Source organism: Streptomyces sp. NPDC007983 (genome assembly GCF_042958345.1).
Classification (GTDB): Bacteria; Actinomycetota; Actinomycetes; order Streptomycetales; family Streptomycetaceae; genus Streptomyces.
In genome coordinates this window covers 102132-127535 of record NZ_JBIBJI010000012.1, presented here as the reverse complement: position 1 = coordinate 127535, position 25404 = coordinate 102132, and the positions used below count along the sequence as shown (strand labels likewise).

Sequence of the window (25404 nt, the reverse complement as noted above, 5' to 3'; positions counted from 1 at the left end):
GGGCGGCGTGGCGCGCCATCGTCTGTGGGTTTTCGTCAGACTTCCGTCAGATCTGAACGCCCGGCGCGGTGTGCGGGGTGCTTACGACACCGCCTTGGCCGCGGCACGCCCCGCCGTCCGCCCCGAGAAGAGGCAGCCGCCCAGGAAGGTGCCCTCCAGGGACCGATAGCCGTGCACGCCCCCGCCGCCGAAGCCCGCCGCCTCGCCCGCCGCGTAGACGCCCGGCAGCGGCTCCCCGCCGTCGGTCAGCACCCGCGACGACAGATCCGTCTCCAGGCCGCCCAGGGTCTTGCGGGTGAGGATGTTCAGCCGCACGGCGATCAGCGGGCCCGCCTTGGGGTCGAGGATGCGGTGCGGGGCGGCGGTGCGGATGAGGCGGTCGGCGATGTACTTACGGGTCCCGCGCAGGGCGGTGACCTGGAGGTCCTTGGTGTAGGGGTTGGCGATCTCGCGGTCCCGGGCGACGATCTCGCGGCGCAGCTCGGCCTCGTCGATGAGCGGGTCCTCGGTCAGTTCGTTCATCCGCCGTACGAGGGCGGGCAGCGAGCGCTCGACGATGAAGTCCGCGCCGTGGTCCATGAACGCCTGGACCGGGCCCGGCGCCCCGGCCCGCCCGCGCCCGAGCACGTCGCGGACGCTCTTGCCCGTCAGGTCCGGGTTCTGCTCGGAGCCGGAGAGCGCGAACTCCTTCTCGATGATCTTCCGGGTGAGGACGAACCAGGTGTAGTCGTATCCGGTCCGCATGATGTGTTCGAGGGTGCCGAGGGTGTCGAAGCCGGGGAAGAGCGGGACCGGGAGCCGCCTGCCGCGGGCGTCGAACCAGAGCGAGGAGGGACCGGGCAGGATGCGGATGCCGTGCCGGGGCCAGATCGGGTTCCAGTTCTCGATGCCCTCGGTGTAGTGCCACATCCGGTCGCGGTTGATGAGGCGGCCGCCCGCCGCCTCCGCGACGCCGAGCATCTTGCCGTCCACATGCGCGGGGACGCCGGAGATCATCCGCTCGGGCGGGGAGCCCAGCCGCTCGGGCCAGTTGGCGCGGACGAGGTCGTGATTGCCGCCGATGCCGCCGGAGGTGATGATCACGGCCTGGGCGCGCAGCTCGAAGGAGCCGGTCACCTCGCGGCTGCTGGCCGTGCCCCGCTCGGCGCGGCTCGGCTCCAGCACCTCGCCGGTGACGGTGTCGACGGCGCCCGCGCTCCGCGAGAGCCCGGTGACCCGGTGCCGGAAGCGCAGGTCGACCAGGCCGCGGGCGGCCGCGGCGCGCACCCGGCGCTCGAAGGGGGCGACGACGCCGGGGCCGGTGCCCCAGGTGATGTGGAAGCGGGGTACGGAGTTGCCGTGCCCGGTCGCGTCGTAGCCGCCGCGCTCGGCCCAGCCGACGAGGGGGAACAGCCGCAGCCCCTGGGCGTGCAGCCAGGACCGCTTCTCGCCCGCCGCGAAGTCCACGTACGCCTCGGCCCAGCGGCGCGGCCAGTGGTCCTCCTCGCGGTCGAAACCGGCCGTGCCGAGCCAGTCCTGCCAGGCGAGTTCGCGGCTGTCGCGGACGCGCAGCCGGCGCTGCTCGGGGGAGTCGACGAGGAAGAGACCGCCGAAGGACCAGTGGGCCTGGCCGCCGAGCGACTGCTCGGGCTCCTGGTCGAGCAGGATGACCTTGCGGCCCGCGTCGGCCAGCTCGGCGGTGGCCGCGAGGCCCGCCAGGCCCGCTCCGACCACGATCACGTCCGCGTCGTACGCCATGGTTGGTGGTATCCCGTCCTCGTCAGCCGGTCGACGGAGTCGTCGGATGCGATCCTGCCTACCGGTCAGTACGGCGTCAACTGGTCCGGGAGCCAGGGGTGAGAGCGCTTTCCGGACACCGTCACTCCCAGGCTATAGCTCTCTTGTGCAGCAAAACGGAACAATCCCTCACCCCTATTGGACAGGGTTCAGCCAAACCGGCATCATCAACGACCATGGCTGACCGCTCCGTTGAGCAACCCGGGCCGCCGTACCAGGCGGACAAGCGCATCGTGAATCCGACACTTGTCACCCCCGGTCCCCAGCCCATCGAGGCCGGTGACTCCCCCGTCACCCCGCACATCCTCCAGGGCGAGATCATCGGCCCCCGGCACGCCCGCCGTCGCCGCATCGACCCGCGGCGCAAGGCGGCCGCCGGGGCGATCCTGCTGTCGGCCACCGGCGCCGCCACCGCGCTGTTCATGCTCATGGGCAAGGACGCGCGCCAGGCGCAGGCCGCCCCGGGGCCCGAGGCCTCGCCCACCGCCCCCGACGAGCCCGAGCCGAAGTCCGCCGCGGTCGCCGGGTCGGCCGTCGGCGACAAGCCGCTGCGCGGTTCGCGCACCACCGAGCCCGCGGCCCCCGCGCCCGCCGCCGAGCCGGCGACGCGGGCCCCGGCCGCCCCCGCCGCCGAGCCCCGCACCCCGTCCTCCGGCCAGCGCACCGAGCCCGCCTGGTCCGAGGCGGCCGAGCAGTGGCGGGAGCGGGCCGAGGCCTGGCGGCAGTGGGCCGGTGAGCAGGCCCGGCGGCAGGCCGACGGCCAGGGCCAGGGCGGCCAGGGACAAGGCGGTCAGGGACAAGGCGGTCAGGGACAAGGCGGTCAGGGACAAGGCGGTCAGGGTCAGGGCCAGGGCCAGGGAGGCTGGGGGAACGGCCAGGGGAACGGCGGCTACCCGGGCGGCGGCTCCGGTCCGTACGGCCAGGGGCAGGGGCCCTACGGCCAGGGCTCCGGCTCCGGCCCGTACGGCGGCGGGCAGGGCGGCCCCCACGGCGGTGGCCCCTCGCGCTGACCCGGGCGCCATCTGCTTGTATGGCCACATGCCTGATCAGGAGCCGCTTTCCGCCGACGAACTGCTGGACATCGTGGACGAGCGGGACCGGGTGATAAGCCAGGCCCGTCGCGGTGACGCCACCGCCCACCGGCTGCGCCACCGATGCGTCTTCGTCCTCGCGCGCGACCCCGAGGGCCGCGTCTTCGTCCACCGCCGCACCGACCGGAAGCTGGTCTTCCCCTCGCTGTACGACATGTTCGTCGGCGGGGTCGTCGCGGCGGGCGAGAGCTACGACGAGGCGGCGCTGCGGGAGGCGGAGGAGGAGCTGGGCGTCCAGGGGCTCCCCGCGCCCGTACCGCTGTTCTCCTTCCTCTACGACACCCCCGAGCACACCTGGTGGTCCCGGGTCTACGAGGTCCGCTGCGACCTTCCCGTCGCACCGCAGGCCGACGAGATCGCCTGGCACACCTTCCTCACCGACGAGGAGCTGGAGCGGCGGCTCACCGAGTGGGAGTGGGTGCCGGACGGCGCGGAGGCGTACCAGCGGCTCCTGGAATGGCGCCGCGAGAGGCCCACCCCGTGACCGGAGGCAGAGTCGGGGCCGCCATGGCGAGCGTCCGGCTGTGGTTCGCGCCCGAACGGCTCCGCGAGGAGGGCGACACCCCCGACTACCGCTTCTCGCTCGCCAACGAGCGCACCTTCCTGGCCTGGCTGCGCACCGCGATGGCCCTGGTGGGCGGCGGTTTCGCGGTCGACCAGTTCCTGCCGGACACCGGCCGCCCGCTCCGGCTGGCGCTCGCGCTCGTCCTGCTCGCGGGCGGCGCGGTGTGCGCCCTGCGCGCCATCAACCACTGGATCCGCTGCGAGCGGGCCATGCGGCGCGGCGAGGACCTGCCGGTGTCGCGCTTCCCGGTGACGCTGGGGCTCGCCGTCGGGGTGGTCGCGCTGCTGATGGTGATCGTCGTCGCCGTGGGGTGGGGCGGGTGACCGAACCGGCGCGGGACCCCGGGCTGCAGCCGGAGCGCACCCGGCTGGCGTGGCGGCGTACGACGCTGGCCTGCGCCGTGGCCGCCTCGCTCGCCGGGCGGCAGACCCTGCACGCGGGGCCGGGCACGCTCTCGGCCCTCGCCCTGTCGCTGGTCGTCCTGTCCTGGCTGGCCTTCCTGGCCGTGGCCCACCGCCGCGTCCGCCATCTGCACGCCCCGCGCCCGCCGCTTCTGACCCCGCGCGCCGCGGCGGCCGCGGTGGTCTGCGTGATGGGCGCGGCGGTGTGCGGTGCGGCGATGCTGCACTAGGGCTGATCGACCGTGATGACGATCTTGCCGCGGGTGTGGCCCTCCGCGCTGCGCTGCTGCGCCTCCGCCGTCCGCTCCAGCGGGTACGTCGCCGACACCTCGACCCCCAGCGCGCCGCGTTCGGCGAGGTCGGTCAGGTCCTGGAGGTCGTCGGGGTCGGGGCGGACGAAGACATAGCTGCCGCCGGCGCCGAGGACCGCCGGATCGGCGATGGACGCCAGCCGGCCGCCGGGGGCCAGCACCTCGGTGGAGGCGGTGAGGGCGTCGCCGCCGACCAGGTCGAACGCGGCCTGCACCCCGTCGGGGGCGAGCTCCCGCACCCGCTCGGCGAGCCCCTCCCCGTACACGGTCGGCTCGGCGCCCAGCGCCCGCAGATACTCGTGGTTGTGCTCACCGGCGGTCCCGATGACGCGGGCGCCCAGATGCCGGGCCAGCTGCACCGCCATCGAGCCGACGCCCCCGGCGGCCGCGTGCACCAGCACCGTGTCGCCCTCGCCGACCCGCAGCGCGCCGACCAGCGACTGGTAGGCCGTCAGCCCCGCCAGCGGAATGCCCGCGGCCTGCTCGAAGGTGAGGTTCCGCGGCTTGCGGGCGATCGTGCGCAGGGGCGCGGCCACGTACTCGGCGCAGGTGCCGCGGGACAGGAAGTCCTCGCGCACGTACCCGATCACCTCGTCCCCGGCCCGGAACCCGGTCACCGCCGGTCCGGTCTGCTCCACCACCCCGGCGACGTCCCAGCCCGGGATGACCGGGAAGACGGCGTCCAGGACGGGGTCGAGATATCCGGCCTGCGCCTTCCAGTCGACGGGGTTCACGGCGGCGGCCCTGACCCGGATCAGCACCGAGTCGGGCCCGACCTTGGGGTCCCGGACCTCGCCGAATTCGAGGACCTCGGGGCCGCCGTAGCGGCGGTAGCTGATGGCCTTCATGGTGGCTGCTCCTTGCGGTTCCTGGTATCGATCGCCGGGCGCTTTCCCCCTACCGACGCTCCTGCTCGGGAACCGGCACCGCAAATCCAGCCCGCGCGGGTTCAGGCCCGAACGCGGTACGGGACCTGGGCCGCCGCCGGGGGCAGCGCGGCCCGCGGCTCCGCCCCGGCGAACCAGAAGCCGAGCAGGAACGCGGCCGTCGCCTCCAGGTGCCGGGCCCGCTCCAGGCCGCCGCCGTCCAGCGGTACGCAGCCCATGTCGCGCACGAGGGTCCGTACGGCCTCCAGCGCGCCCTCGTCGTCCCCGCACAGCGGCACCGCGAGGGGGCCGTCCGCGAAGACCGGCGGGGTCATCCGCCACACCGAGTCCGCGCACAGGTTGAACCCCTTCACCACCCGCGCCCCGACCGCCTGTGCGGCGATCCGCTCGGCCACCCCCGGGCCGCCGCCGGTGGCGAGGACGAACCGGCCGGGGACGATCGCGTTGGTGCAGTCGATCAGCGCCCGGCCGCTCAGCGTCCCCTCCCCCGCGCCCGCCGCCTCCAGGGTGGCCGACACCCCTTCGTACGCGACCGCGAGCAGCGTCACCTCCCCGAACCCGGCGGCCTCGCGCAGCGATCCGGCCCGTGCCCCGTGGCGGATCCGCTCCGCCAGGGCCCGCGCGTTGGCGGGCGTGCGGCCGCCGATGAACACCGTGTGGCCCGCCCGCGCCCACTGCCCCGCCAGCCCCTCGGCCATGGTTCCCGTGCCCAGCACTCCGATCCGCATCGTGCGGCCTCCTCATCGCTCGCGAGCGGCTGGTGCCGCCCGCTCCGGACAGGACACTAGGAAGTCCGTTGCGCACCCCGTGGTGCCCAACGGATGCGCTAGGACGGCCCGTACGTCAGCCCCAGGAGGCATGAGTGACGACGACCCCGCACCCTTCGCCCACCGGTCGGTTCATCGCCGACTGCCGGGCCCGGATCGGCTTCGATCTGCTGACCCGGACCTGGACCGCCGTGGTGATCTTCGGGCTGCGCTAGGGGCCGCGCCGCCCCGGTGAGCTGCGCGCGGCGATCGGCGGCATCAGCGCCAAGGTGCTCAACGAGACGCTGCGCCGCCTGGAGGACGACGGGCTGGTGGAACGGCACCGGTACGCGGAGGCGCCGCCGCGCGTCGAGTACGCGCTGACGCCGCTCGGCCACACCCTGCTGGGCCCCGTCGAGGCGCTGGGCTCCTGGGGCATCGAGCACGGCGACGCGGTCGCGGCGGCCCAGGAGCGCGCCGAGCGGCGGCGGGAGGGAACCGGTGACGGCCGCACACTGGACTACATACCGACTGGTCGGCATCATGAGGTGGACATGGAGTGAACCGTACGCCGCCCGCCTCCCAGGGAAGAAGAGATTCGATGAACGCAGGCAATCCGCCGGGACTCGATCTGACGCGGCTCCGCGCCCATCTCGACCGCGAGCGGCCGGGGCTGGTGGGCGGCCCGCTGAGCGCGGAGCTGATCGAGGGCGGCCGGTCGAATCTCACCTACGCCGTCACCGACGGCGCCTCCCGCTGGGTGGTCCGTCGCCCGCCGCTGGGGCATGTGCTGGCCACCGCCCATGACATGCGGCGCGAGCACCGGGTCATCAGCGCGCTGTATCCGACCAGCGTGCCGGTGCCGGAGCCGGTGCTGCTGTGCGAGGACGAGGCGGTGGCCGGGGCGCCGTTCTACGTCATGGATTTCGTGGAGGGCACTCCGTACCGTACGGCCGAGCAGCTGGCCGCGATCGGTCCGGAGCGCACCCGGGGCGTGGTGCTGTCCCTGGTGGACACGCTCGTCGCGCTGCACTCCGTGGATCCCGCCGAGGTCGGGCTCGGCGACTTCGGGCGGCCGGAGGGCTTCCTGGAGCGGCAGCTGCGGCGCTGGGGCAAGCAGCTGCAGGCCTCGCGCAGCCGCGAACTGCCCGGCATCGACGAGCTGCACACCCGGCTCGCCAAGGCGCTGCCAGCCTCCCCCGCGCCCACCGTGGTGCACGGCGACTACCGCCTGGACAACGTCCTGGTGGGCGCCGACGACCGGATCAAGGCGATCCTCGACTGGGAGATGTCCACGCTCGGCGATCCGCTGACCGACCTCGGCCTGATCGTGATGTACAGCGAGCACCCCACGCTGGACGACGCGCCCATCTCCTCCACCCAGGGCGCCCCCGGGCACCCGGGGACGGACGAGCTGGTCCAGCGGTACGCCGAGGGTTCGGGCCGGGACGTCGGCGGCATCGCCTGGTACACCGCTTTCGCCTACTTCAAGCTCGCGGTGATCTTGGAGGGCATCCACTACCGCTTCACCCTCGGACAGACCCTGGGCACGGGCTTCGACCGCATCGGCGCCATCGTCCCGGGCTTCATCCACAACGGCCTCACCACCCTCCAGGAGAACTGAGACACCTCATGGACTTCGCATTCGACGCCCGCACCGAAGAACTCCGCGCCAAGCTCCTGACCTTCATGGACGAGCACGTCTACCCGGCCGAGGCGATCGCGGGCGAGCAGCGCGCCCTGCTCGGCTCGCCCTGGGAGACCCCGGCCGTCGTGACGGAGCTGAAGGCCGAGGCCCGCAAGCAGGGGCTGTGGAACCTGTTCCTGCCCGACGCCGAGTACGGGGCCGGGCTGACCAACCTCCAGTACGCCCCGCTCGCCGAGATCACCGGCCGCAGCCCCCAGCTCGCCCCCACCGCCCTCAACTGCGCCGCGCCGGACACCGGCAACATGGAGGTGCTCACCCAGTTCGGCAACGAGCAGCAGCGCAAGCAGTGGCTGGAGCCGCTGCTCGCGGGCGAGATCCGGTCGGCCTTCGCGATGACCGAGCCGGAGGTGGCCTCCTCCGACGCCACCAACATCGAGACCCGGATCGAGCGGGACGGCGACGACTACGTCGTCACCGGGCGCAAGTGGTACATCTCCGGGGCGATGAACCCCGACTGCAAGATCTTCATCGTGATGGGCAAGACCGACCCGGAGGGCGCGGATGTGCGCCGCCAGCAGTCGATGGTGCTGGTGCCGCGCGATACGCCCGGGGTCGAGGTGCGGCGGGCGATGCAGGTGTACGGCTACGAGGACCACTACCACGGCGGCCACGCCGAGGTCGTCTTCCACGGGGCCCGGGTCCCGGCCGCGAACCTCATCGGCGAGGAGGGCGGCGGCTTCGCCATCGCCCAGGCCCGGCTGGGCCCCGGCCGTATCCACCACTGCATGCGGCTGATCGGCATGGCCGAGCGGGCGATCGAGCTGATGTGCCGCCGCGCGGTGGACCGGCAGGCCTTCGGCAAGGCGCTCGCCCAGCAGGGCCAGGTCCACGAGTGGATCGCGGACGCCCGGGTGGCGGTCGAGCAGCTGCGGCTGCTGGTCCTCAAGACGGCCTGGATGATGGACACGGTGGGCAACCGGGAGGCGCACACCGAGATCCAGGCCATCAAGATCGCCACACCGCGGACGGTGGTGGGGATCCTGGACCAGGCGGTGCAGTTGCACGGCGCGGGCGGGGTCAGCCAGGACTTCCCGCTGGCGGAACTGTGGGCGGCCGCCCGTACGCTGCGGTTGGCCGACGGTCCGGATGAGGTGCATCAGCGGTCGCTGGCGCGGCGGGAGTTGAAGCGGTACCTGTAGCGGCGGCGCCGAGCGGAGGGGGCGCCCACGGTGTGGGCGCCCCTCCGCTGCGTCTCCTTACGGCCGCAGCGCGCGCAGCAGGAGGTCGGCCAGGTGGTCGGCCACCTGCTGGGGGCCGAGGGGGCCGCCGGGGCGGTACCAGGTGCCCAGGTGGTGCACGGAGCCGAAGTGGTAGTCGACCACCAGGTCCGCCGGGGTGTCGGCGCTGAACACCCCGGTCCGCTGGCCCTCCTCGACGAGCGCGCGGAACCGCTCGTGGTAGCGGCGCCGCTCGGCCCGTACCTGCTTGTACTTCTCCGGGCTCAGATGGTGCATCGACCGGAAGAAGATCGTGGTGTCGTCGAGGTTCTCGATGGTGGTCACGACGACGTCGGCCGCCGCGTCCCGCAGCCGCCGCTCCACGGGAGCGTCCGCGTCCGCGAAGGCGTCGAGCCGTTCCTGCTGGAGGCGGAGCACCCGGCCGTAGATCTCATGGAGCAGATCGTCCTTGGAGCCGAAGTAGTGGTACAGGGCTCCCTTGGTGACCCCCGCCGCCTCGACGATCTCCTGGACGGACGTCCGGTCGAACCCGCGCTCCGCGAAGAGGCGGGTCGCGGCGGCCAGCAGCCGCCGCGGCACCGGCTGTCCGTCGCCGTTCGTCGTTCTGGCCATGGTCGCCACCCGCTTCTCTCATCCTCGCAGTTCTCGTCGGAGGATCTTGCCACTGGTCGTCTTCGGGAGCTCGGGCAGGATGTCGACCTCCCGCGGGTACTTGTACGCGGCGAGCCGGTCCGCGCAGTACGCGGCCAGCTCGTCCGACGTGGCCTCGGCCCCCGGCCGCAGACTCACATACGCCTTGACCGTTTCGCCCCGGTAGGGGTGCGGCTTACCGACGACGGCCGCCTCACGGACGGCGGGGTGAGTGTAGAGCACGTCCTCGACCTCGCGCGGCCACACCTTGAACCCGGAGGCGTTGATCATGTCCTTCTTGCGGTCGACGACATACAGCCAGCCGCCCTCGTCCATGAAGCCGATGTCCCCGGTGCGCAGTTCGCCGCCGGGCATACCGGCCTCGGTGGCGTCGGGGCGGCGCCAGTAGCCGGGGACGACCATGGGGCCGCTCACCACGATCTCGCCGGGCTCGCCGAACGGCAGGTCCTTGCCGTCGTCACCGGCGATCCGTACGACGGTGTCCGCGCCGGGCACGCCGACCGCCAGGGTGCCGGAGAGCGGGTCGACGGGGGCCCGTACGCCGGGCGGGACGCTGGCGCAGGGGGCGGTGCACTCGGTGAGTCCGTAGCCGTTGTGCAGATACGGGCCGAGGGCCGATTCGAACCGGTCGACCAGCGCGGGCGGCAGCGGGGCACCGCCGGAGGAGATGATCCGGAAGGACGAGAAGTGGTCGCGGGTCGCCTGCGGATGGGCCATCAGCGCCATGAAGGCGGTGGAGGGGCCCACGGTGTACGCGGGGCGGTGCTCGGCGAACGCGTCCAGGACGACCCCGGTCTCGAAGCGGTACGCCAGCGCGAGCGTCCCGGCCCCGGCGAGGCTCGCGCCCAGCTCGCAGACCATGCCGGTGATGTGGAACAGCGGCGCCAGCGCGAAGATCACCGAGCCCGGGGGCAGCTCGTGGAGGAGGTGCTGCCGGTCGGCGTTGTAGGAGACGTTGACATGGGTGTTGATGGCGCCCTTGGGGGTGCCGCTGGTCCCGGACGTGTAGCTGATCAGCGCGATGTCGCCGGGGGCGGGCTCGGGGACGGCGGGCGGCCGGGCCCCGGCGCGGGCGGCCACCAGGAGGTCCTCGGTGTCCTCGGGCACCGGGACGCGCTCGTCGCGCAGCACCCGCTCGTCGTTGCGGGTCTGGAAGTCGTACGCGTCGGCGGTGAGCGCGATGCGCACCGGGGTGCCCGCGGCCGTCTCCCGTATGTACGCCTCCCAGCCGGTGCGGGCGCACACCAGCGCGGTGACCTCGGCGTCGGTCAGGATGTGGGTGAGTTCGCCGCCCTTGTACATGGGGTTGACGGGGACCACGGCCGCGCCCGCCTTCCACGCGCCGAGCAGCGCGATCACGAAGTGCGGGGTGTTCTGCAGCATGATCGCGAGCCGGTCGCCGGGGGCGAAGCCGCGCCCGGCGAGGTGGCCCGCGAGCCCGTCCGACAGCTCGTCCAGCTCCCGGTAGGTGATCCGGCCGTCGAAGTAGGCGATCGCGGGGTGGTCCGGGGCGTCGCGCACGGCCTCCCGGAAGGCGTGCAGCACGCTGGGGCGCGGGGTGATCGGCCGGCGCTGCTTCTCGGTGAGCTGGGCGAGCCACGGCTGGTCCTGGTACGACGTCATCGGGGCGGCCTCTCTTCGGTCTCTTCCAGGGTGCGCTGGACGCGGTTCATGCTCCGCAGCCACCGATCGGTGTCGGCGGCGCGGGTGGCGTAGTAGCCGGCCACCTCGGGGTGCGGCAGGATCAGGAACCGGTTCTCGGCGATGCCCTTGAGGGTGGCGTCCGCGACCTCCTCCGGTTCGATCGCGGTGGGCACGAGCACCAGGTCTCCGGCGCTTCCGGAATCCCCCAGCATGTTGGTGCGCACGCCCTGCGGGCAGACGGCGTGCACCTGGACACCCCGGTGGCGGTAGGTGGCCGAGAGCCATTCGGCGAAGGCGAGCGCCGCGTGCTTGGAGACGCTGTACGGCGCCGAGCCGACCATGGTGAGCATCCCGGCCGCGGACACGGTGGACACGAAGCGCCCCTCCCCGCGCTCCAGCCAGTCGGGCAGCAGCGCGCGGGCGGCCCGGACATGGGCCATCACGTTGACGTCCCAGGACTCGGCCCACAGCTCCTCGTCGGCCTCCGGGCCGCCGCCGTGGCCGACGCCCGCGTTGGCGCAGAAGATGTCGACGGTGCCGCCGAGCGCGTCCCGGGCGGCGGGCACCACGCCGGAGGCGTCACCGGGGACGGCGGTGCCGCCGATCTCGGCGGCGACGGCCTCCGCCCCGGCCGCATCGAGGTCGTTGACGACGACCTGGGCGCCCTCGGCGGCGAAGCGGCGGGCCAGGGCGGCGCCGATGCCGCCTCCCGCCCCGGTGACGACAACTCGCGCTCCACGCACGGTTTCCACGATTGAGACGCTCCTCGGGTGCGGCGCGGCCGTCGGCCCGGATCGGCCCGGCCGCACCGGCAGACTAACCAGTCGGTATGTGGAACGGAAGAGGGCGATCGGCCGACCGGTGGATGACGATCGGGGGGCGGCTCACCGGTCGCGCGGGCTCCGGGGGCGCTGGTCTCCGATGACCCGGCGCCAGCGGGCGTTCTCCCCCGCCAGGGCGTCCCACAGCACGTTGAGCGGATGGTGATCGTCCTGCGCGGCGCGCTCCCCGGCCCGTACGAAGACCCCGACGAGCACCTCCAGCTCCGGCGCGATGTCATCGGCCAGTTCCAGCGTGCGCAGCCCGGCACCGGTCCGCAGCCGTCCGTCGGCCACCGCGTCGCCGATCCCCTGGGTGACGAGCACCCCGCCGCGCAGCACGCCCGAGGAGAGCAGTTCGAGGCCGTACTGCACGGTGTCGATCTCGGCCGCGATGTGCAGCTCCTGGCGGTAGCGGCCGCCGAACCAGCCGCGCAGGAAGCCGGGGATGAGGCCGTCGGCGGAGACCGCGAGCGGCACCCCGGGCAGGGCGCTCACCGCGACGGCGGGGTCCGGCAGTTCACCGGCGCCGAGGTTGGTGACCAGGGACAGGCCGCTGCGCCGCCACTCCATCACCTCGAAGTCCTCCAGCCCGCGGTTCTCGCTTCCGGTGGCCAGCACGCTGCCGCAGACCAGGTCGAGTTCCTTGGAGCCGAGCCGGTCGAGCAGGTCCCTGGTGCGGACGTGCTCGACCTTCAGCTCGACGCCGCGGCTCCCGAAGTCCGCGGTGACCAGTTCCACGGCGTTCAGCAGAAAGCCGAGGGTGTAGCGGGTGGAGCCGACGGCCAGCCGGCCGCCGAGCCGGCGGCGGCAGTCGCGCAGTTCGTCCTGCCATCCGTTCAGCGTGCCGCGGGCGAGTTCGGCGAGGCTCTCGCCGGTGGCGGTGAAGAGCACATTCCGGCTGCGGCCCCGTTTGAGGACGAGCGGTTCTCCGCACAGGGTGCCGAAGTTCCGGTTCATCGTGTCGAGCTGTTTCTGAACGCTGGACTGCTCGCGGCCCAGGAGCCGGGCGGCGCCCAGCGCCGTACCGGTCTCATGGACCGCGAGCAGTGTGCGGAGTTGATCCATTGTGGTGTCCAGCAGCGCCGCGGGGTACTGCCACCGATCGCTTGAGGACATTCCGGTCTTCTGCTCCCCCGTACAAGAAAACGCGTCCTGACGTTTCGAAGCATAGTGCAGCGTCTTCGGCGCTATTCCTGGTCCGGACCTGGCAGGGATATTCCGGAATTCACGAGGGAAACCGCGAGAAGCACGAGAACTTCAGAAATGACCGGGGCAGGCGTTCAGCGGTGGCGGGCGAACTCCACCACTTGCTGGAAGGTGGGACGGTTCTGCCAGCTGATCTTGTCGTGGGTGAGTCCGCCGACGGTGCGCTGGATGATGGAGTCGGCGCACCACTGGTCGCCCACCGCGCAGTTGTCGTCGCCGGGGTAGACCTCGGCGGCGGACTTGGCGGCGGCCTGCTTGAGGCTGGCGAGCAGGACGTCACGGCAGGCGCTCAGGTCGCCGCCGCCGCAGTACGGCTTGGCGAGCGGCCCCTTGACGTCCTCACCGAGGACCGCGCGCAGATCCTTGTCGACGTAGGACCACCAGCCGTACTGGAAGGACGATCCGGCGTGCGAACCTGTCGGCCCGTGGCCCGCCGAGGGCGATTCGTCCACGCTCAGATTGGTGCGCAGCGCGTCGTACAGCTCGCCGCCGAGGCCGGGCTTGAACTCGGCCTCGACCAGCAGCGGCCACCAGGCGTCCATGATGCGCACCGCGTCGGCGTGGCCGTAGGTGTGCGAGCCCGCGCTCGTCTCGCGGCGCTGTGAACCGGCCGCCTGCCAGGACTCCAGCCGCTGCACGGCGGTGGTGAGCGCCGGGTCGTCGATCGGCTTGCTGCGCAGCACCTTCAGCAGCTCGGGCAGCACGTCCTCGCCGCGCAGGTCGGTGACGGCGGCCTCGCCCATCGCCCGGGCGAGCGCGGCGCGGGTCACCCCGCCCTTCTTGACCAGGGCGCGCACCCGGTCGTCGAGGAGGTTGCCGCGGTGCACGGAGCCGTCACCGAAGCCCGCCGCGCCGTAGTCCTTGGCGAGCTTGTTGTTCCAGCTGATGTAGTAGTCCTGGTCGATGGACTGGGGGTGTTCGGCGGCCGGGGTGTACGCGGCGGTGTTGTCCGCCGGGTCGAAGTCCCGCCATTCGTACGCCTTCTCGGCCTTGACGGGCAGCGACGGGTCGACGCCGTCGGCGCGCCGCATGTTGAGCCCGCTGTTGAAGTAGGCGGCCTGCCGGGAGTCGGCGTAGAACCAGTTGAAGGTGTAGTTGATGTGCTGGGCGGCGCTCTGGAAGGATTTCGCGTCGGTCACGTAGCCCGGGTCGTTGAACATCTGGAAGCCGACGATCGAGTCGGCCTCGTGGCGGTAGGTGGCGCGCAGCGAGGTGTAGGCGACGGGTTTGCCGCCGACCGTGGCGCGATGGGTGACGAGGCCGTACTTGGTCCGGTAGACCTGCATCCGGTAGGAGCCCGCGGCGGTGGAGTCGGCGACGGTGGGCTTCCAGGCGTTGCGCCGCTCCAGCTTGTCCATGGGCAGGCAGTCGCCGTGGTAGCGGTAGTACGTCGCGTCCTTGCCCGGCGTGGAGCCGTCCGGTGAGCACAGCTCGACCGCGTAGGTGTCGGTGACGTCCTGCGCGGAGGTGGTGGCGCTCCACGCGTAGTCCTGGCCGCGCCCGAGCTGGACGTACATCCCGACGCCCGCGAAGGACGCGCCGCGGGCGCTGATGCCGGGGCCCTGGATCTCCTGGAGCATCAGCAGCTGCGGGGCGAAGTAGCCGGTCTGCGGCCCGAAGACGGCGACGGGGTGGCCGCCGGCGGTGTACTTGCCGGAGACCACGAGCGCGTTGGACATGCCCTTCTTGCGGCTGAACAGATCGCGGGGCAGCACCCCGTCGTCGTAGATGCCGCGCAGCTTGTCGAGCTTGGCGGGCGCCTTGACCGTGGTGCGGTCCCCGGCCTTGGCCGGGGTGGCGCTGCCCTCGCGGTCGTACACGAGCTGTTCGGGGGTGACGGAGCCCGGGTCGGGCATCGCGGTGCCCTTAGGCGTAGCGGGCTTGTCCGCGTACGGGAAGCTCTTGCCGTCGTGGACGGTCAGCACGGCCTCCGGATCGTTGCGCTGCCGGAAGGACTCCCAGACCTTGGTGCCCTCCTCGAGGCCGTATTTCTGCTGGGCGGCGAGCATCGACAGCGCGCCCTCCACCTCGCCGCCGCCGCCGTTGCCGAAGAGCGCGCCGACGACGGAGGCCAGGGCTATCAGGTCGGTGAGCTTGAACGGCTGGATCTCACCGGCGTTGGTGATCGCGTCGATGTGCCCGGTGAGCACGTACTCGCCGGGGAAGTTGCGGGCGTCCTTCGCCTTCTTGGCGTAGGCGTTGATCCCGTCGACGTACGCCTGGGCGTCGGCCAGCGCCTGCTTCCCGCGCTCGCCGCCGGTGGCCAGGATGTAGTCGATCTGCGCCTGATAGTCCGCCTCGGTGTACGGCGCCTGGCGGAAGAAGTCCTGCTCCAGGCCCTGGTTGGCGGGCGCGCCACCGGCGAACGAGGTCAGCTCGCCGCGCCCCACGTGCCGGAACAGGTCCATCAGCCACAGCCGGTCCTGGCCGGCGGCGTATCCGGCGCCGAATTCGGTGCCCTCGCGGGTGGTGCCCTGGATGTGCGGGACGCCGGTCTTCTTGTCCCGGGTGATCGTGACGTCGTCGCGGGGCTTGGTGACCGACTCGACCTGGTCCGCCGGGACGCCGAACGACGAGTCGTTGAAGAAGGTGTTCAGCTTGTCGTCGGTGAGCGTCGGATAGCCCTGGGCCAGGTCGGCGTACGGGCCGAGCTGGTCGGCGCTGTGCGCGGGGTGGGTGCCGAACACCCGGTTGGCGAGGATGTCGGCCAGTGTCGCGTTGCCGGTCGCGCCGGGCGGCAGGATGTCGGAACACTGCCCCCCGCAGTAGTCGGTGGGGGCTTGCGCGGCGGGCGCCGCCTGGGCCTCTTGCGGCAGCGGGGCCGCGAACGTGGCGCCGAGCGCCAATACCGCGGCCGCGGCCACGGCGACACGGGTGAGCTTGCCGGTTCTGAAACGCATATCCGCTCCTCCCGGATGCAGTTGAGGGGGAGGTTACCGGCGGTACAACAACGCCGGAAGATGAGCGGCCGTCAACTTCCTTGTTCCGATTGCTTCGCGAGTTTCTGGAAACACGATGGATCCGGATCGCGCTGCGTTACGTCCATTCGACAACGAGTCGGGTCCGCACTCGCGGAGGTGGTAAGAAGTGGCCGGTTTCAGAGCACTCGCACGAGAGGTTCGCAATCCACGCAGACACGTCACCGCCCGGCGCACCTCGCTGCGCAAATGCCTGGAACGGTTCGCGCCGTACGGGCACCGGGCGACCTGGCACCATCTGTGCGCCAGGACCGGGATCATCCCGGAGGACCGTCAGCCTGAACCCACACGTTTGATCACGGCACTCGAAGAACTCGAGGAGGCCCGCACCCTGTGGCTCGCGTACGAGGCGGACTTCGCCGCCCGGCGCAGGCTGGAGAAACACCACGGCATCCGGCAGCCCAGCGCCGTCGACGACTGGCACCTGCGCACCTGGGGCGGTTGCGACATCATGCCGTGCGAATCTCCCTCGACCCACCCCGACGGCCGCCTCGCCGACGTCCTGCGGCGGCTGATCGTCGCCATGGAAGCGGGCCCGGGATCGGCCTGCCCGGTCTGCGCCCAGGAACGGCTGGTCTGGCGCGAGGACCTGGACCGCTATCCCGCGGCCGGACCGGTCTGCGAGGACTGCGGCATCGTGGTGCCGGTCCCGCTGCTCACCACCGAGGCGCTGGCGGCCTCCCGGCGCGCCGGCTGCGCGACGGTGACGCGGTACGCGGCGGCCTGAGGCTGCCCGGCCCCGGGCCGGGGGCGCGCTCGCCGGTGCCCGGCGGGCGCGCCCCGAACAGTGGCTCCACCATGGGGGGCCGCGCACGGCGCGTTGACAGGAGCCTGGCCACCCGAGCATGCTGAGCAGTCGCTTAGCCGCATCGCGAGTCGCCCGGGAGGCAGCACACATGGCAGAGCCCAGGATCTTCACCTCACCCGACGAACTGCGCGCCGCGGTCGGTGAGGAACTCGGCCCCAGCGACTGGCTGGAGATCGACCAGAAGCGGATCGACCAGTTCGCCGAGGCGACCGGCGACCACCAGTGGATCCACGTCGACGCCGAGAAGGCCGCCGCCGGCCCCTTCGGCACGACCATCGCCCACGGCTATCTGACCCTGTCCCTGCTGCCGTACTTCAGCCCGCAGCTGCTGCGCGTCGAGGGCGTGCGGATGGGCGTCAACTACGGCACCAACAAGGTCCGCTTCCCCTCCCCCGTCCCGGTCGGCTCCCGGCTGCGCGCCACGGGCCGCATCGCCGAGGTGGCCGAGGTGAAGGACGGAATCCAGCTGACGCTCACGGTCACCGTCGAGAGCGAGGGCGGCGCCAAACCGGCCTGCGTGGCGGAGACGGTGTCCCGCTTCTACCTCTGACCCCTGCCGTCCGCGCCTTCCGCGCCGACCATGCGCAGCACCAGCCCGGCGTAGAGGTCACCGACCTCGTCGGGGGTGCTGCGCCCCCGCGCGTTGAACCAGCGGGCGACGTCGATGCACAGCGACAACACCGCGACCGTGGTGCCGCGTACGTCCGGCACGTCGAAGTCGCCCGCCCGCACCCCGTCCTCGATGATCGAGCGCACCGCCGCGTCCGTGTCCCGGCGCATGGCGATGACCTCGGCGTGGTGCTCCTCCCCGAGCGCGCCCAGCTCGTACTGCACGACCCGCGCGGTCGTATGGTGCTCCGCGTGCCACCGCACGAATCCCCGCACCGCGGCGGCCAGCCGCTCGGCGGGTGTTCCGCCCCCGTCCCGCGCCTCCTCCAGGATGTCCAGCGCCAGCCGGTGGCCGACCTTGCTGATCTGGTAGAGCAGCTCTTCCTTGGTCTTGTAGTGGATGTAGAGGGCGGCCGGGCTCATCCCGGCGCGCCCGGCGATGTCCCGCGTGGTGGTGGCGTGATAGCCCCGCTCGGCGAAGGCGTGCACGGCGGCACTCACCAGCCGCCGGGCCGCGTCCGGCGTAATGTCCCCCCACGCCTCGGCCCGTCCCCCGGCGTTCTTGCGCTCCACGTCCATGGCGGACACCCTACACGGAGGGTGAGCAAGCGCTTAGGACACGGCTCGGGGCGGGGTTCCGGCGGAGGCTAGGATCGCCCCATGGCGTCTTTGGTCCAGGTCAACTACCGGAAGTACGACGGATCTCTGCACTGGAACATGCGCATGCGCAGGCTGGGTGAGGACGAACACGGGGTCTGGCTGGGGCTGCCCGCCAACTCGGTGACGCGTAAGGGGTACGGCCCCGAGGTGCCCATCGAGTGCGCGCACGTGATCCTCTTCCCGCGCGGGACGTGGTGGACGGCCGTGTTCAACGCCCCGCCGCGCCCGACCGAGGTGTACTGCGACATCACCACTCCGGTGGAGTGGGTCTCCCCGGACGAGGTCACCATGGTCGACCTGGATCTGGACGTGCTCCGGAAGCGGGCCGACGGGGCGACCCTGCTGGTGGACGAGGACGAGTTCGCGGAGCACCAGGTGCGGTACGGGTATCCGGCGGACGTCATCGCGCGGGCGGAGGCGGCCGGGCGGTGGCTGATGGAGGCGGTCAAGGGCGGCACCGAACCGTTCGGGGAGGCGTACCGGCCCTGGCTGGCGATGGTGGCGGACGGGCACGCCGCTTAGAAAACCACGAGGGCCCGCCCTCCGCGTCCCGCGAGCATCGCGTCGAAGGCCGCCGGGATGCCGTCCAGGCCGATCCGTTCGGTCACCATGGCCGACAGGTCGAGCCGTCCCGCGCGGATGTGGTCGGCCAGGACGGGGAGGTCGCGGGCGGGGTCGCTGTTGCCGTAGACGCAGCCGGAGAGGGTACGGCCGAAGTAGAACAGCTCCAGCGCCGAGAAGGTGACCTGCTGGTCCTTGCCGCCGATGCCGACGACGGTCGTCCGGCCGCCGCGGCGGGTGGCGGACCAGGCGGTGCGGATGGTGTCGGCGCGGCCGACGCATTCGACGGCGACGTCGGCGCCATGGCCGCCGGTGAGGGCGCGGATCCGCTTGGCCGGGGCGGCGTCACGGTCACCGTCACCGTCACCGGTGACGACGAACTCGGTCGCGCCCGCCGCCCGGGCCAGTGCCTCCTTCTCCGGTGACACGTCCACCGCGACGATCGCCCCGGCACCCGCGATGCGCGCCGCCTGGAGCGCGGCGAGGCCGACCCCGCCGACGCCGAAGACGGCGACGGACTCGCCGGGGCGCACCCGCGCGCTGTGGTGGACGGCGCCGTACCCGGTGAGCACCGCGCACCCCAGCAGCGCGGCGTCGGTGAGCGGTACGCCGTCCGGCAGGGGGAGCACGGCGTGCGCCGGTACGACGGTCTCCTCGGCGAACGCGGCCGTGCCCAGCCCCGGGTACAGCGCGCGGCCGTCGGCGGTGAGCGTGGCGTACGGCAGCGCCGCGGCGTCCCCGGCCCTGGCGCACAGCCAGGGCTCGCCGAGCCCGCAGTAGTGGCATCTCCCGCAGGACGGGGCCCAGTTGAGGATCACGGAGTCACCCGGGGCGATCCCCGTCACGCCGTCGCCGACCGCCGTGACGGTGCCCGAGCCCTCGTGGCCGAGGACGGCGGGGACGGGCTGGCGGAGCGTTCCGTCGGACAGCGACAGATCCGAGTGGCACACCCCGGCCGCGGCGAGCCGCACCCGCACGTGTGCCGGTCCGGGCTCGGGGATGTCGATGTCCTGGACGCGCAGCGGCGTGCGGAGGGAGGGGAGGACGGCGGCGCGGGTCATGGTGTGGGCTCCTCGGGGTCGGTGCGGGCCGAGGTTTCCTCCCCCGGCCCGTACCTCCCCGAAACCGCGCTCCGCTCCGCCCCAGGCCCGCGCCGGGGGTCGCGCGCCGCCGGGAGGGTCACCGCGCCGGGGGCCCGCCGCAGGGGCCGTACGGCTATCGCCGCCGAGGCGAGCAGCAGCACGCCGAGCATGACGAAGGGGGCGGCGGTGCCCGCGAGTCCGGCGAGCAGTCCGGCCGAGGCGGGCGCGGCGACCTGGCCGAGGCGGTTGCCGGTGAGCCGCAGCGCGAGGGCGGTGCTGCGCGCCTGGTCGGGCGCGGCCTGGACGACCGTGGTCATGGACAGCGGCTGGCCGACGCCGAGGCAGAAGCCGAGCGCGGCGAGCAGCACGCCGAGCGCCCAGGCGGGCACCGGCAGGGCGACGGCCGCGCACAGCAGCCCGGCGCCCAGACAGCTGACGGCCATCAGCACGGTGCGGCCCAGCACCCGGATCATCGGGGTCATCACCAGGCGGCAGGCGACGGTGGCGGCGGCGCGCAGGCTGAGCAGCAGGCCGACGACGGCGGGCGAGATGGCGCGCTGTTCACCGACGACGGGCAGATAGGCGGTCAGGACGTCGGTGGCGGACAGCACGGCGAGGCTGATGAAGATGCCGGAGGCGACCCCGCGGGTGCGCAGGATGCGGAACACCGGCACCCGCCGGCCGGGGGACGCCTCGGCGGGCTTCTTCGCCCACCCCTCGGGCGGGCGGTGCTCGATCCGCCACAGCGAGGTGAACGAACAGGCCGCGACGACGGCGGCGACGAAGAGCGCGGCGGCGCTGGTGCGGGCCAGCGCGCCGTCGTGGCCGGAGACGAGCTGCCCGGCGGCGATCGGCCCGATGAGCTGGCCGAGCGAGGCGCCGACGGTGAAGTGGCCGAAGTTGCGGTCCTGGTCGGCCGGGGCGCTCTGACGGGCGACGAGTGACTGCGCACCGATGACGAATGACAGATGACCAAGTCCCATCACCCCACTCCACGCGGCCATGGCGGGCAGCGAGTCCGCCGTGCCGCTGAGTCCGCATCCGGCGGCGATGAGCACCACGCCGACCGGCAGCAGCGGAGCGCACCGGCCGTGGTCGGTGCGCCGCCCGAGCGGTACGGCGGCGAACAGCGGCAGCAGCGCGTAGACGCCCGCGATCACCCCGACCGCGCGGGCGTCGGCGCCCAGCGCGAGAGCCCGGTAGGAGACGGCCGGTCTCGCCATGTTCACCGCCCCCTGCGCGAAGGAGAAGGCGATGACCAGGCGCAGCAGCCAGCCCCTACCGGGCTCCGAAGTCGTCACGGTCAGATGATGCCGAACGCCAGTCCGGCGGCCAGCACCACCAGGGAGGTGAGCACCGCCCACTTCACCGTGAAGCGGGTGTGGTCGCCGAATTCGACCTTGGCCATGCCGACGAGCACGTAGACGGCGGGGACCAGCGGGCTCGACATGTGCAGGGCCTGGCCGACGAGCGAGGCGCGGGCGATCTCCAGTGCGCCGACGCCGTGGGCGTGACCGGCCTCGGCGAGGATCGGCACGATGCCGAAGTAGAAGCCGTCGTTGGACATGAAGTACGTGAGCGGGATCGACAGCACGCCGGTGACCAGGCCCATCTGCGGGCCCATGGCGTCGGGGACGCCGTCGACCAGCCAGCGGGCCATGTGCTCGACCATGCCGGTGCCGGTGAGGACGCCGGTGAAGACGGCCGCGGCGAAGACCATGCCGGAGACGTTGACGACGTTCTCGGCGTGGGCGGCGATCCGGGCCTTCTGGTCGGCGATGCGCGGGAAGTTGACGGTGAGCGCGACGGCGGCGGCCAGCAGGAAGAGGACCGGGATGTCCAGCGTCTCGGTGATCATCAGGGCCAGCAGGGTGACGGTGAGCGCCGCGTTGAACCAGTAGAGCTTGGGGCGCAGGGTGGCGCGGTTCGGGTCGAGGCCCTTGAACTCGTCGTCGGCCTCGGCCGGGCCGCCCGCGGGGGCCTCGGCGTCCGTACCGCCACCGGCACCGCCGGTGCGCTTGCCCAGGCCGACACGCTTGCCCGCGCCCTTGGCGCCCTCGGCTCCCGCACCCGCGCCGACGAGCACCGTCTCCGGGTCGCCCTCGGTGACCTCGTCGAGCGTCAGCACGCCGAGGCGCTTGCGCTCGCGCAGCCCGAGGCCGTACGAGAGGGCGAAGACGAAGAGCAGACCGACCGCGAGGGCGGGGATCATCGGGACGAAGATGTCGCTCGCGTCGACCTTGAGCGCGGCGGCGGCGCGGGCGGTGGGACCGCCCCAGGGGAGCGTGTTCATGACACCGTTGGCCATGGCGGCGACACCGGTCATCACGACCAGGCTCATCTTCAGCTTCCGGTAGAGCGGCACCATGGCCGACACCGTGATCATGAAGGTGGTGGAACCGTCGCCGTCGAGGGAGACGATCGCCGCGAGCACCGCGGTGCCGACCACGACCCGCATCGGGTCCGCTTTGCAGAACCGCAGGATGACGCGGACGATCGGGTCGAAGAGGCCGACGTCGATCATCACCCCGAAGTAGATGATCGCGAACATCAGCATGGCCGCGGTGGGCGCCAGATCCCCGACGCCGTCGAGGACGTAGTCCCCGAGGTGCGCCCCCTTCCCGACGAGGACGCAGAAGAGCGCCGGGATGAGCACCAGCGCGCCCATCGGGGACATCTTTTTCATCATGATCAAAACAAGGAATGTTGCGATCATGACGAAACCGAGGATTGTCAGCATGTGGCTACCTCACGTTCGCCTTTGAACTCCCCCAGATTTGGCGGTCGGGGCGACGTTAGGTGGCGCAACTTGGCGTTAACAAGGTCTTGACGTGTGAGCAATAAGCGCAAAACCCCAGGTCAGTACCCGTGGGCGGCCGGCGCGGCACTGAGCACGAGGGAAGCGATGACAGTATCGGGGCATGGCTGAGCAGATCATCGCCGCGTGTGACGGGGCGTCGAAGGGGAACCCCGGGCCCGCGGCCTGGGCATGGGTCATCGCCGGGAGCGGAAGCGAGGTGGAGCGCTGGGAAGCCGGCCCCCTGGGCAACGCCACCAACAACGTGGCCGAGCTGACCGCGCTTCGAGAGCTGCTGGAGGCCACCGACCCGGCCGCGCCGCTGCAGGTGCGGATGGACTCCCAGTACGCGATGAAGGCCGTCACCACCTGGCTGCCCGGGTGGCGGAGGAAGGGCTGGAAGACCTCCTCCGGCTCACCGGTGGCCAACCGGGACCTCGTGGTGCGCATCGACGAACTGCTGGACGGCCGCACCGTCGATTTCGTCTACGTTCCCGCACACCAGGTCGACGGCGACCCCTTCAACGCCGCCGCTGACGCGGCCGCCAGCCACACGGCCCGCACCCAGCAGGCCGCCGGAACCTCGCTCGGCTCCGCCCTGCCGCCGCCGGAGCCCCAGACGGCCCCCCGCACGGCGAGCCGCAGCCGCCCGACGCGCCCGCGGGCCGCCGCCCGCTCGGGCGGTGGTTCGATCAAGGCGAAGTTCCCCGGCCGCTGCCGCTGCGGCCAGCCGTACGCCAAGGGCGAGCTCATCGCGAAGAACCCCGACGGCTGGGGCCACCCCGCCTGCGCGACCGGGGCCAAGACGGCCGGATAGGACACCGGGCAGGACGCCCCCTCAGTCCAGCACGCGCGCCAGATACGCCCGCAGCAGCTCCTTCGTCTCGGCCACGACCGCCGGGTCGCCCTCCGGGTCGACCCGGAAGGCGAGCCGGAGCAGGGCGTCGGCCGTCTCGACCGCGAGCAGGAAGGCGACCCGCAGGCGCTCGTCGGCCTCGGCGGTGCCGTCGATGCCGAGGGGTTCGGCGAGGATGGCGCGGAGCCGGTCGGCCACCAGGTGGTTGGGCTGGTCGGGCAGGCCGGTCGCCGGGACCGGCCTGCCGAACTCGATGAGCGCGAAGCCCGGCGCGCCGCGCTTCATCTCCAGATACTCGTCCACGACGACGTCCATCGCCGCGCGCCAGTCGCCCTCGCCCGGCCCGGCCCCGGCCAGCCGGCGGGTGATGCGCGCGGTGTACTCGTCGAGGTTGCGGTGGGCCAGGGCCTCGGCCATCGCCCGTTTGTTGGAGAAGAAGCGGTAGACGGAGCCGATGGGCACCTGGGCGCGTTCGGCTACCGCGCGGGTGCTCAGCTGCTCATAGCTCATCTCGTCGAGCAGCTCGGCGCAGGCGTCGAGGATCCGGCCGAGGCGTTCGGCGCTGCGGCGCTGGACCGGTGGGCGGCGGAGAGGCGGTATGGGCACGCCACCATCCTGCCCGATCATTGACGTACCCCGTCTTCGATTCCTATGGTCGGACAGAGGATTCGTCGGAGCGTCGGGAGCACGCCATGGGCGAGGGCACGGGGATCGAGCGAGCACGCAAGGCGGCCGAAGAGCTGCTCTACGCCTCCGGGTTCGGCAACGAGCACAGCAGCGAGGCGGTCCCCGGCGCGCTGCCCGTCGGCCGCAACGCGCCCCAGCGCGCCCCGCTCGGGCTGTACGCGGAGCAGCTGAGCGGCACCGCCTTCACCGAGCCGCGCGCCCACAACCGCCGCTCCTGGCTGTACCGCATCCGCCCCTCGGCCGCGCACCCGCCGTTCGTCCGCGTCGACAACGGCACCCTGGGCGGCGCCCCCTTCACCGACTCCACCCCCGACCCCAACCGGCTGCGCTGGGACCCGCTGCCGGAGCCCGCCGCCCCCACCGACTTCCTCTCCGGCCTGTGGACGCTGGGCGGCAACGGGGACGCCGCGCAGCGCACCGGCATGGCGATCCACCTCTACGTCGCCAACGCGCCCATGACCGACCGGGTCTTCAGCGACGCGGACGGCGAGCTGCTGATCGTCCCCGAGCGCGGCGGGCTGCTGCTCCGCACCGAGCTGGGGCTGCTGCGCGCCGATCCGGGCCATGTCGCGCTCATCCCGCGCGGGGTGCGGTTCCGGGTCGAGCCGCTGGATCCGTGCGTCCGCGGATACGTCTGCGAGAACTACGGCCGCCCCTTCGTCCTCCCCGAACTCGGCCCGATCGGCGCCAACGGGCTGGCCAACGCCCGCGACTTCCTGGCCCCGGTCGCCGCGTACGAGGACGTGGAGCGGCCGGTGGAGGTGGTCAGCAAGTTCTGCGGCAACCTGTGGGCCGCGACGTACGACCACTCCCCGCTCGACGTCGTCGCCTGGCACGGCAACCATGTGCCGTACGTGTACGACCTGCGGCGTTTCAACGTCATGGGCACCATCAGCTACGACCACCCCGACCCGTCCATCTTCACGGTGCTCACTTCGCCGTCCGACACCCCCGGGCTCGCGGGCGTCGACTTCGTGGTCTTCGCGCCGCGCTGGCTGGTCGGCGAGGACACCTTCCGGCCGCCGTACTTCCACCGCAATGTGATGAGCGAGTACATGGGCCTGATCGAGGGCGCGTACGACGCCAAGACGGCCGGTCCGGGCGGCTTCGTACCGGGCGGCGGCTCGCTGCACAACATGATGTCGGCGCACGGCCCCGACCACGACACCTTCGAGGCGGCGAGCGCGGCCGAGCTGACGCCCCGGAAGCTGGACGACGGGCTGGCCTTCATGTTCGAGACGCGGTGGCCGGTGACGGCCACCCGGCAGGCGCTGGAGTCGGACCGGCTCCAGGGGGCGTATGACGCGGTGTGGCAGGGTCTGGAGCGCCACTTCCGCGCGTGATGCCGTCAGGCCCGCTGTGACCGTTACCGGAGAGCCGC

24 protein-coding genes and 1 pseudogene are annotated in these 25404 nt (G+C 72.5%); 12 read left to right on the top strand and 13 right to left on the bottom strand.

The window, feature by feature from the left end:
• Positions 1 to 81: 81 nt before the first annotated feature.
• Positions 82 to 1737, bottom strand: a complete 1656-nt coding sequence (locus ACFZCY_RS30860) for an FAD-binding dehydrogenase (protein WP_391180480.1) — start codon at positions 1735 to 1737, stop codon at positions 82 to 84.
• A gap of 215 nt (positions 1738 to 1952) precedes the next feature.
• Between ACFZCY_RS30860 and ACFZCY_RS30855 the strand changes: the two genes are divergently transcribed.
• From ACFZCY_RS30855 to ACFZCY_RS30840, 4 genes are read left to right on the top strand one after another with little or no spacing between them, the layout of a single operon-like run.
• Positions 1953 to 2786 carry a hypothetical protein gene (locus tag ACFZCY_RS30855; protein WP_391180478.1) on the top strand — a complete coding sequence of 278 codons (834 nt, stop codon included), beginning with the start codon at positions 1953 to 1955 and terminating at the stop codon, positions 2784 to 2786.
• 28 nt (positions 2787 to 2814) lie between these two features.
• Positions 2815 to 3351, top strand: a complete 537-nt coding sequence (locus tag ACFZCY_RS30850) for an NUDIX domain-containing protein (RefSeq protein WP_391180475.1) — start codon at positions 2815 to 2817, stop codon at positions 3349 to 3351.
• Positions 3352 to 3374: 23 nt separating this feature from the next.
• Complete coding sequence (locus ACFZCY_RS30845; RefSeq protein ID WP_391180779.1) at positions 3375 to 3755, top strand: DUF202 domain-containing protein; 381 nt, start codon at positions 3375 to 3377, stop codon at positions 3753 to 3755.
• Positions 3743 to 4063, top strand: a complete 321-nt coding sequence (locus tag ACFZCY_RS30840) for a DUF202 domain-containing protein (RefSeq protein ID WP_391180472.1) — start codon at positions 3743 to 3745, stop codon at positions 4061 to 4063. Before ACFZCY_RS30845 ends, ACFZCY_RS30840 begins: the two co-directional genes overlap by 13 nt.
• Here ACFZCY_RS30840 and ACFZCY_RS30835 read toward each other — a convergent pair.
• Both ACFZCY_RS30835 and ACFZCY_RS30830 read right to left on the bottom strand, forming a co-directional pair.
• A complete protein-coding gene (locus ACFZCY_RS30835) occupies positions 4060 to 4992 on the bottom strand; it encodes a zinc-binding dehydrogenase (protein WP_391180469.1) in 933 nt (310 codons plus the stop codon). The genes ACFZCY_RS30840 and ACFZCY_RS30835 overlap by 4 nt on opposite strands.
• 101 nt (positions 4993 to 5093) lie before the next feature.
• The gene (locus tag ACFZCY_RS30830) at positions 5094 to 5759 is read right to left on the bottom strand and encodes an NAD(P)-binding domain-containing protein (RefSeq protein WP_391180466.1); all 666 of its coding nucleotides are present in this window, start codon (positions 5757 to 5759) and stop codon (positions 5094 to 5096) included.
• 134 nt (positions 5760 to 5893) lie between these two features.
• Between ACFZCY_RS30830 and ACFZCY_RS30825 the strand changes: the two are divergent.
• From ACFZCY_RS30825 to ACFZCY_RS30815, 3 genes and pseudogenes are all read left to right on the top strand, one after another.
• A pseudogene (locus ACFZCY_RS30825) lies at positions 5894 to 6340 on the top strand (winged helix-turn-helix transcriptional regulator).
• Between the two features lie 38 nt (positions 6341 to 6378).
• Positions 6379 to 7401, top strand: coding sequence for a phosphotransferase (locus tag ACFZCY_RS30820; RefSeq protein WP_391180464.1), 1023 nt, complete (start codon positions 6379 to 6381; stop codon positions 7399 to 7401).
• 8 nt (positions 7402 to 7409) lie between these two features.
• On the top strand, positions 7410 to 8624 hold the full coding sequence (locus tag ACFZCY_RS30815) for an acyl-CoA dehydrogenase family protein (protein WP_391180462.1): 1215 nt from the start codon (positions 7410 to 7412) through the stop codon (positions 8622 to 8624).
• Between the two features lie 57 nt (positions 8625 to 8681).
• Here the strand turns inward: ACFZCY_RS30815 and ACFZCY_RS30810 are convergent, their stop codons facing one another.
• From ACFZCY_RS30810 to ACFZCY_RS30790, 5 genes are all read right to left on the bottom strand, one after another.
• On the bottom strand, positions 8682 to 9275 hold the full coding sequence (locus ACFZCY_RS30810) for a TetR family transcriptional regulator (protein ID WP_391180460.1): 594 nt from the start codon (positions 9273 to 9275) through the stop codon (positions 8682 to 8684).
• Positions 9276 to 9293: 18 nt separating this feature from the next.
• Positions 9294 to 10937: an AMP-binding protein gene (locus ACFZCY_RS30805; protein WP_391180457.1), complete on the bottom strand. Its 1644-nt coding sequence runs from the start codon at positions 10935 to 10937 to the stop codon at positions 9294 to 9296.
• Positions 10934 to 11710: an SDR family NAD(P)-dependent oxidoreductase gene (locus ACFZCY_RS30800; RefSeq protein ID WP_391180454.1), complete on the bottom strand. Its 777-nt coding sequence runs from the start codon at positions 11708 to 11710 to the stop codon at positions 10934 to 10936. Before ACFZCY_RS30800 ends, ACFZCY_RS30805 begins: the two co-directional genes overlap by 4 nt.
• A 132-nt stretch (positions 11711 to 11842) precedes the next feature.
• Positions 11843 to 12895 (bottom strand): LysR family transcriptional regulator, encoded by a 1053-nt coding sequence (locus tag ACFZCY_RS30795; RefSeq protein WP_391180450.1) that lies wholly within the window; start codon positions 12893 to 12895, stop codon positions 11843 to 11845.
• A 164-nt stretch (positions 12896 to 13059) separates the two neighbouring features.
• The gene (locus ACFZCY_RS30790) at positions 13060 to 15885 is read right to left on the bottom strand and encodes a penicillin acylase family protein (protein ID WP_391180448.1); all 2826 of its coding nucleotides are present in this window, start codon (positions 15883 to 15885) and stop codon (positions 13060 to 13062) included.
• Between the two features lie 187 nt (positions 15886 to 16072).
• Between ACFZCY_RS30790 and ACFZCY_RS30785 the strand changes: the two genes are divergently transcribed.
• Positions 16073 to 16690 (top strand): hypothetical protein, encoded by a 618-nt coding sequence (locus ACFZCY_RS30785; RefSeq protein WP_391180445.1) that lies wholly within the window; start codon positions 16073 to 16075, stop codon positions 16688 to 16690.
• A gap of 169 nt (positions 16691 to 16859) precedes the next feature.
• Positions 16860 to 17321 carry a MaoC/PaaZ C-terminal domain-containing protein gene (locus tag ACFZCY_RS30780; protein WP_391180443.1) on the top strand — a complete coding sequence of 154 codons (462 nt, stop codon included), beginning with the start codon at positions 16860 to 16862 and terminating at the stop codon, positions 17319 to 17321.
• Here the strand turns inward: ACFZCY_RS30780 and ACFZCY_RS30775 are convergent.
• A complete protein-coding gene (locus tag ACFZCY_RS30775) occupies positions 17312 to 17959 on the bottom strand; it encodes a TetR family transcriptional regulator (protein ID WP_391180441.1) in 648 nt (215 codons plus the stop codon). The two genes, ACFZCY_RS30780 and ACFZCY_RS30775, sit on opposite strands and share 10 nt — an antisense overlap.
• 81 nt (positions 17960 to 18040) lie before the next feature.
• Between ACFZCY_RS30775 and ACFZCY_RS30770 the strand changes: the two genes are divergently transcribed.
• On the top strand, positions 18041 to 18562 hold the full coding sequence (locus tag ACFZCY_RS30770; protein WP_391180439.1) for a DUF402 domain-containing protein: 522 nt from the start codon (positions 18041 to 18043) through the stop codon (positions 18560 to 18562).
• Here ACFZCY_RS30770 and ACFZCY_RS30765 read toward each other — a convergent pair.
• The 3 genes from ACFZCY_RS30765 to ACFZCY_RS30755 form a co-directional block, all read right to left on the bottom strand.
• Positions 18559 to 19662 carry a zinc-binding dehydrogenase gene (locus ACFZCY_RS30765; protein ID WP_391180436.1) on the bottom strand — a complete coding sequence of 368 codons (1104 nt, stop codon included), beginning with the start codon at positions 19660 to 19662 and terminating at the stop codon, positions 18559 to 18561. The genes ACFZCY_RS30770 and ACFZCY_RS30765 overlap by 4 nt on opposite strands.
• Positions 19659 to 20906 carry an MFS transporter gene (locus ACFZCY_RS30760; protein ID WP_391180776.1) on the bottom strand — a complete coding sequence of 416 codons (1248 nt, stop codon included), beginning with the start codon at positions 20904 to 20906 and terminating at the stop codon, positions 19659 to 19661. The genes ACFZCY_RS30765 and ACFZCY_RS30760 overlap by 4 nt, the downstream gene beginning before the upstream one ends.
• A gap of 80 nt (positions 20907 to 20986) precedes the next feature.
• Positions 20987 to 22423, bottom strand: coding sequence for a citrate:proton symporter (locus ACFZCY_RS30755; RefSeq protein ID WP_391180434.1), 1437 nt, complete (start codon positions 22421 to 22423; stop codon positions 20987 to 20989).
• A 181-nt stretch (positions 22424 to 22604) separates the two neighbouring features.
• On the opposite strand from ACFZCY_RS30755, the gene ACFZCY_RS30750 reads away from it, so the two are divergent.
• Entirely contained in the window at positions 22605 to 23297 is a 693-nt protein-coding gene (locus ACFZCY_RS30750; RefSeq protein WP_391180431.1) for an RNase H family protein, read from the top strand.
• Between the two features lie 21 nt (positions 23298 to 23318).
• Here ACFZCY_RS30750 and ACFZCY_RS30745 read toward each other — a convergent pair whose 3' ends face one another.
• The gene (locus ACFZCY_RS30745; protein WP_391180428.1) at positions 23319 to 23963 is read right to left on the bottom strand and encodes a TetR family transcriptional regulator; all 645 of its coding nucleotides are present in this window, start codon (positions 23961 to 23963) and stop codon (positions 23319 to 23321) included.
• 65 nt (positions 23964 to 24028) lie between these two features.
• Here ACFZCY_RS30745 and hmgA point away from each other — a divergent pair, with 65 nt between their 5' ends.
• Positions 24029 to 25366, top strand: coding sequence for a homogentisate 1,2-dioxygenase (hmgA, locus tag ACFZCY_RS30740; protein ID WP_391180426.1), 1338 nt, complete (start codon positions 24029 to 24031; stop codon positions 25364 to 25366).
• Positions 25367 to 25404: the final 38 nt, after the last annotated feature.

Coding starts and splice junctions, on each gene's coding strand:
- ACFZCY_RS30805 (WP_391180457.1), bottom strand. CDS start 10,937: ATGACGTCGTACCAGGACCAGCCGTGGCTCGCCCAGCTCACCGAGAAG.
- ACFZCY_RS30775 (WP_391180441.1), bottom strand. CDS start 17,959: ATGGACGTGGAGCGCAAGAACGCCGGGGGACGGGCCGAGGCGTGGGGG.
- ACFZCY_RS30860 (WP_391180480.1), bottom strand. CDS start 1,737: ATGGCGTACGACGCGGACGTGATCGTGGTCGGAGCGGGCCTGGCGGGC.
- ACFZCY_RS30765 (WP_391180436.1), bottom strand. CDS start 19,662: ATGACCCGCGCCGCCGTCCTCCCCTCCCTCCGCACGCCGCTGCGCGTC.
- ACFZCY_RS30815 (WP_391180462.1), top strand. CDS start 7,410: ATGGACTTCGCATTCGACGCCCGCACCGAAGAACTCCGCGCCAAGCTC.
- ACFZCY_RS30790 (WP_391180448.1), bottom strand. CDS start 15,885: ATGCGTTTCAGAACCGGCAAGCTCACCCGTGTCGCCGTGGCCGCGGCC.
- ACFZCY_RS30760 (WP_391180776.1), bottom strand. CDS start 20,906: ATGGCGAGACCGGCCGTCTCCTACCGGGCTCTCGCGCTGGGCGCCGAC.
- hmgA (WP_391180426.1), top strand. CDS start 24,029: ATGGGCGAGGGCACGGGGATCGAGCGAGCACGCAAGGCGGCCGAAGAG.
- ACFZCY_RS30855 (WP_391180478.1), top strand. CDS start 1,953: ATGGCTGACCGCTCCGTTGAGCAACCCGGGCCGCCGTACCAGGCGGAC.
- ACFZCY_RS30745 (WP_391180428.1), bottom strand. CDS start 23,963: ATGATCGGGCAGGATGGTGGCGTGCCCATACCGCCTCTCCGCCGCCCA.
- ACFZCY_RS30850 (WP_391180475.1), top strand. CDS start 2,815: ATGCCTGATCAGGAGCCGCTTTCCGCCGACGAACTGCTGGACATCGTG.
- ACFZCY_RS30750 (WP_391180431.1), top strand. CDS start 22,605: ATGGCTGAGCAGATCATCGCCGCGTGTGACGGGGCGTCGAAGGGGAAC.
- ACFZCY_RS30830 (WP_391180466.1), bottom strand. CDS start 5,759: ATGCGGATCGGAGTGCTGGGCACGGGAACCATGGCCGAGGGGCTGGCG.
- ACFZCY_RS30770 (WP_391180439.1), top strand. CDS start 18,041: ATGGCGTCTTTGGTCCAGGTCAACTACCGGAAGTACGACGGATCTCTG.
- ACFZCY_RS30795 (WP_391180450.1), bottom strand. CDS start 12,895: ATGTCCTCAAGCGATCGGTGGCAGTACCCCGCGGCGCTGCTGGACACC.
- ACFZCY_RS30835 (WP_391180469.1), bottom strand. CDS start 4,992: ATGAAGGCCATCAGCTACCGCCGCTACGGCGGCCCCGAGGTCCTCGAA.
- ACFZCY_RS30780 (WP_391180443.1), top strand. CDS start 16,860: ATGGCAGAGCCCAGGATCTTCACCTCACCCGACGAACTGCGCGCCGCG.
- ACFZCY_RS30810 (WP_391180460.1), bottom strand. CDS start 9,275: ATGGCCAGAACGACGAACGGCGACGGACAGCCGGTGCCGCGGCGGCTG.
- ACFZCY_RS30820 (WP_391180464.1), top strand. CDS start 6,379: ATGAACGCAGGCAATCCGCCGGGACTCGATCTGACGCGGCTCCGCGCC.
- ACFZCY_RS30755 (WP_391180434.1), bottom strand. CDS start 22,423: ATGCTGACAATCCTCGGTTTCGTCATGATCGCAACATTCCTTGTTTTG.
- ACFZCY_RS30845 (WP_391180779.1), top strand. CDS start 3,375: ATGGCGAGCGTCCGGCTGTGGTTCGCGCCCGAACGGCTCCGCGAGGAG.